The organism is Okeania sp. SIO2F4, assembly GCF_010672385.1.
Lineage (GTDB): Bacteria > Cyanobacteriota > Cyanobacteriia > Cyanobacteriales > Microcoleaceae > Trichodesmium.
In genome coordinates, this window is record NZ_JAAHGT010000739.1 from 1 (window position 1) to 4,937 (window position 4,937).

Genomic DNA, 4,937 nt, shown 5'->3' on the forward strand with positions numbered 1-4,937 from the left:
TTGTTAGGTGTTGTAGGTGCTACAGGTTGACCTACTGGTTGACCAATAGTGTTAGGTGTTGTAGGTGCTACAGGTTGACCTACTGGTTGACCAATAGTGTTAGGTGCTGGTGTTGTTGTATTAGAGTCACTGCTAAAAATAGGAGTTTTTACAGTTTGAGGAGTGTTTAAAGGCTGAGTTTCAGTAGTTGTTGGTGGATTCGTTGTTGTCGTTTGAGTCACAGTAGTTGATGGAGTTACTAATGTACTACTATTATCAACATTAGGGGGTGAAGTTACCGGAGAATTGATAGGAGTCATTTCCTGATTATTTTCCAGATTTGTACTCACCCCTTCTTCTTGAGGTTGAGTTTCTGGAGTTGTCTCAGTAACATCTTGAACTGCTGGAACATTGTTTTCAGAATTGATTGAGGTAAAACTTGAATTGTTAATATCTGTATTCATCGAGAAACTAGATTGATAGTTGGTTACAAACTTACGGATGGCTTCAATACCGACACGATTACAGAAATCACCGAAACTCTCATCTGGTTGCCGTTGTTGCTTGAAATAAATAAACATTCGCTCCAACTCAGTTTCCAGATTATTGATATGCAGTTTGTCGATATAAGGTTTTGCCAGTCGTGTTTGGTTAGGCGAACCCCCTAACCAAATCTGATAAGTATCAGGAGCACTACCAACAAATCCTAATTCCGCCATGTAGGGTCTAGCACAACCATTGGGACATCCTGTCATTCTAATTACAGGATGTTCCTGTCCTAGTCCCACCTTGTCCAACAATAACCTAATTTGTCCCAGTATGCCAGGCAAAGCCCTTTCTGATTCTGTCATTGCTAGTCCACAAGTAGGAAAAGCAGGACAGGCCATACTGTAGCGCACTAAGGGGTCAATATCTTTTTCTTTGCTAATACCATGCTGAGTTAATATTTGTTCTATTGCTTGTTGTTGCCGTGGTTCAATTTCATAGAGAATTATGTTGTGATTAGCTGTTAACAGCATCGGTAGTTTAAACAACTGAACTATTTTTCGCAAAGCTGTTTTTAGCTGAAATGAATCTTCATCTTTGACACGACCATTTTCTACTGAAATTCCTAAAAATAGCTTCCCATCTCCTTGTTCGTGCCATCCCAGGAAATCCAAATATTTCCATTCTGGTAGAGATTTGAAGGGAGCAATGGATTTACCAAAATATTCTACCAACTTGGCCTGAAATTTTTCCACTCCCCAGTCATGGAGTAAATATTTCATTCTAGCATGGCGACGATTACTACGATCGCCATAATCTCTTTGAGTAGCTACTATAGCCTTGACTAAATCAAATATATCTTCTTTGGCTACATATCCAATTTCTTGGGCTAAACAAGGGAATGTATCTTCTTTTCTATGAGTTCTACCTAGACCACCACCTGCTAAAACATTAAATCCTTCTAATTCTCCTGCTTCATTGGTAATCACAACCAGGCTAACATCCTGAGTATATAGATCTATGGAGTTATCTCCTGGAACTGTGACAGCGCACTTAAATTTTCTCGGCATATAGTGAGTACCATAAATTGGTTCTTCACTATTTGGGAAGATTGTGCCGTTAATATTAAGTTGTCTAGCAGCTTTTACTTCTGGATTTTCTTCTGCACTAATTACTTTTTCTCCATCTAGCCAAATCTCATAATATGCTCCCGTTTGTGGTGCTAATAAATCTGCTATTTGATTAGCATAGTCTTTAGCATATTTGTATTCAGGACGATTTTTATAGGGAGCTGGTGGAGACATTACATTTCTATTCAAATCTCCACAAGCACCCAGTGTCGAACCCATACTTTTGATAATAGATGATATGACTTTTTTGAGATTTTTCTTTAATACTCCATGTAACTGAAAACCTTGTCTAGTTGTCACACGAAGTGTTCCGTTACCATATTCATGAGACAAACTATTTAGAGTCAGAAAAAGTTGTGGCGGAACAAACCCACCCGGGTTCCGGGTGCGCAGCATCATTTGATAATCTTTTTCTTGCCCTTTAACTATATTATCTCTGTTATATTGTTGATAAGAACCGTGGAATTTTAGTATTTGAACAGCTTCTTCAGTAAAGTGAGTTGTATCTTCCAGCAGTTGAGTTGCTAAGGGTTCTCGCAAGAAATTACTATTTTCTTTTATGCCTTCTAGCTTAGAAGGTTTTTGCTCTTTAGGCGTTGAAATTTGAGATGGGGTCATCATGGGTAAAAGTGCAAATTGCTACTATTTTATCAGTTAGTTAGTAGAGTTAATCTTTGAATATTGCTTTGGAGCTACAATTATAAAATTTATTTTTCCTTGATTTTATTTATTGATAATTTCCTCTATTTTGTTTTTGCTAATTTATTTACTTTAGCATTCACAATAATTTACCATTACTCTAGCAATATTTCATTAATTTTATATTATACTCTCATATATCCTTATCTTGTCAACCTCTACTAATTTGTAGGTTTACTTGGTTTTTAATCATAAAAAGCAACTATATACAGTGGTTGATTTTACCTAATTTTAGAATATCAATGATTAATCATAATTGTTAACAAATTTTCTAATAAAAATGCCTAATTCACTAATGTACCAAGAAGAAAACTATGTAGTCTTAGAGCCGAATAAACCTGAGCAATTTCTGACAGGTATAGAACTACTAGAAAAATTGCGCGATATTATAGCTCAACAACAATCTAATTTACCTAGAGATTTACAAAAATTATCTTCCCTAGATGCTCAAGCTCAAAAACTAAGAGATACTTATTGTGAATATGAATTTAGTCCTGGCCAATTTATCCAATGGTATGTGGTGCGTCTGGAAAAGTAGGTTGAAAACTCCTCAATTTTTTTTATAGCCAGGAAAAACCTTATTTGTGAAATCTTCAATCGTCAGATGATTCAGATTAAAAATTATGTTTTTTCTACTTCTGGAGTAGTTATCAGAGCAACATCAATCTTTCCCTCTTTAGGTTGACTTACTTCTGCCTGCAAATTTGGCCCGAAAAATTTTGACAATTTATCCTGTTTTTCCTGCCAAGTATCTAAGGTAATTAATGCAGAATCAAATTCTAACACCAAGGCATAAGAATCATTGATAGTTATTTCTCTTAATCCTTGGAGTATAGGTCTTTCCTCATTTGTCGGACTTAAACCTAAGCGAGCCAGAGATTCTTCTAAATGCACTTTTTGACCATACCTATAGCGAGTCACATCTTGACGTAGTTGATTTTGGATAGGAGTAGCCTGTTTTTCCCTGAGAGTTATAATTTCCTCAGTAGTTGGTTGAGTAAAAGGTACTGGTGCAAGTTCAGCAGCTTTAAGAGCAAGTCCTCCTAGAAGTAGGGGAATTCCATAAAAGAATCCAGCTAAGTTAAGTGTGGGATTATTAGTAAAGTAAGCTGCTGTTCCAATTACAGAGATAATTCCACCTAAAACCAATCCTACTGTCGCTAATGAAATTTGGCGTAGCATATCATTAATATGTAAATATAATTTCAAAGTTTTGATACTTAACTTTTTGTATGAGCTATGAGGCAATTACAAGTTAGTAGTTTGCATAAATATATTACCCTCACCATGATTTTAGGTCAACTTTTTTTTCTTTTCCTCTAAATTTTTCCTCAGTAAAGTCAGTAATGAATTTTTAATTAATAAGTAGTTAGACAAAATTAATTACACACTCATTAAATCTTCTATCTCGATCCAGCCGAGATACTAATATATCTAAGTTTGTCAATAATTCTGTCCGATTACTTAATTTATCAAATATCTGTTGTACTTGTATAATCAATACCTCGTGAATCTAATAGACATCTCCACCAAAAGAGGGAGTAGGGTTTAGGGTTTAGGGTTTAGGGTTTAGGTAGAAATAATTGATTATTTATGTACGATAATTGATTTGATTTTTAGTTATCACCAGATGTCTAATGATATGCCAAGCAATTTGTCAGTAATCCTCTACGCGGTTAGACCCTAGACAATATCTGTACCATTAGGGAGCAGGTTCAATAATTAATAATTATTAATTATTAAAACATTGAGGATTGGTTAAAAAGGAAATTTTTTTCTTCTCAAGGGGAGATTGGATATGGTTAGGTAACCCATCCATCCCATCCTACGGAAAGCTCCGCAATTCAAGTCGCTCCGCGTTAACGCGCGTTGTGCGGAACGCTAAACGACCGCTTTTTCTCCTTGCTCATGAGAGACTGTAAACCTTTATTTCTCAGTAAAGGGGGTAATAAGTTCAAATTTTGTATCTATTTGAGAACTTTTTACCAACAATTTACCAACAATTTCATACTGCTATATATTTTTTGTAAATGTGTAAGTTTTTGAAGTTAAACTAACGCAGAAAAGGGGGAAGGCTATCATCTTTTTGCTTATTTTTAATTGTATCAGCCATAAATTTTTTTAAAGCTTTATCTCGATTTTTCATAAAAGCTGCCCAAAATCCAGGATGAAATTCATCCATAGTCTTGGCTAATGCCCAAACATCTATTGCTAAAATATTATACAATCTTTCATTTTCTTTTTTCAGAGAGTTAATGCGCTTTAATATGTCTTTACTAACACTTGTAGCTTCCTGATCTGGGTCTAACTTAGACATTTATATTATATAGAATATTTTTTTTCAAGAATCAGAGACTGTTGATAATTAGAGATGCAAACATCCGATCTTTGACTTGGGGACTCACATTAAAATTCGATTAACGAGACAGGAAAAGTCGGCATCAAATTTTGTATCAATGAATATATATTTATCACCTGAAAATTAGCTTTGTTTACTTGCCATATTAGGATGATAAATCTTCAAGTAGTCGAAGCTTGAAAAAATAACAGTCTATGCTCCCTTTAACACTGTCTGGTTGTCACTAATGATCGGATGCCGGGTGAAGACGTCCAAGGCGGCTTCGAGCAAGACTTCGAATGGCG

Annotated in this window: 4 protein-coding genes; 1 reads left to right on the top strand and 3 read right to left on the bottom strand. The window is 35.3% G+C overall.

Annotation, left to right across the window (positions count from 1 at the left end):
- The coding region (gene sir, locus F6K22_RS31630) for a sulfite reductase, ferredoxin dependent (protein WP_293107406.1) at positions 1–2,213 on the bottom strand (2,213 nt) is incomplete at its 3' end.
- Positions 2,214–2,574: 361 nt separating this feature from the next.
- On the opposite strand from sir, the gene F6K22_RS31635 reads away from it, so the two are divergent.
- Positions 2,575–2,832: a CRR7 family NDH-1 assembly protein gene (locus F6K22_RS31635; RefSeq protein WP_293107408.1), complete on the top strand. Its 258-nt coding sequence runs from the start codon at positions 2,575–2,577 to the stop codon at positions 2,830–2,832.
- A gap of 83 nt (positions 2,833–2,915) precedes the next feature.
- Here the strand turns inward: F6K22_RS31635 and F6K22_RS31640 are convergent, their stop codons facing one another.
- Both F6K22_RS31640 and F6K22_RS31645 read right to left on the bottom strand, forming a co-directional pair.
- Positions 2,916–3,476, bottom strand: coding sequence for a DUF2854 domain-containing protein (locus F6K22_RS31640; protein WP_293107414.1), 561 nt, complete (start codon positions 3,474–3,476; stop codon positions 2,916–2,918).
- 871 nt (positions 3,477–4,347) lie between these two features.
- Positions 4,348–4,611 (bottom strand): hypothetical protein, encoded by a 264-nt coding sequence (locus F6K22_RS31645; protein WP_293107411.1) that lies wholly within the window; start codon positions 4,609–4,611, stop codon positions 4,348–4,350.
- Between the last annotated feature and the right edge of the window lie 326 nt (positions 4,612–4,937).

What these genes read in the sequence shown, in the direction of transcription:
- F6K22_RS31635 (WP_293107408.1), top strand. Translation starts at nt 2,575, where the DNA reads ATGCCTAATTCACTAATGTACCAAGAAGAAAACTATGTAGTCTTAGAG.
- F6K22_RS31640 (WP_293107414.1), bottom strand. Translation starts at nt 3,476, where the DNA reads ATGCTACGCCAAATTTCATTAGCGACAGTAGGATTGGTTTTAGGTGGA.
- F6K22_RS31645 (WP_293107411.1), bottom strand. Translation starts at nt 4,611, where the DNA reads ATGTCTAAGTTAGACCCAGATCAGGAAGCTACAAGTGTTAGTAAAGAC.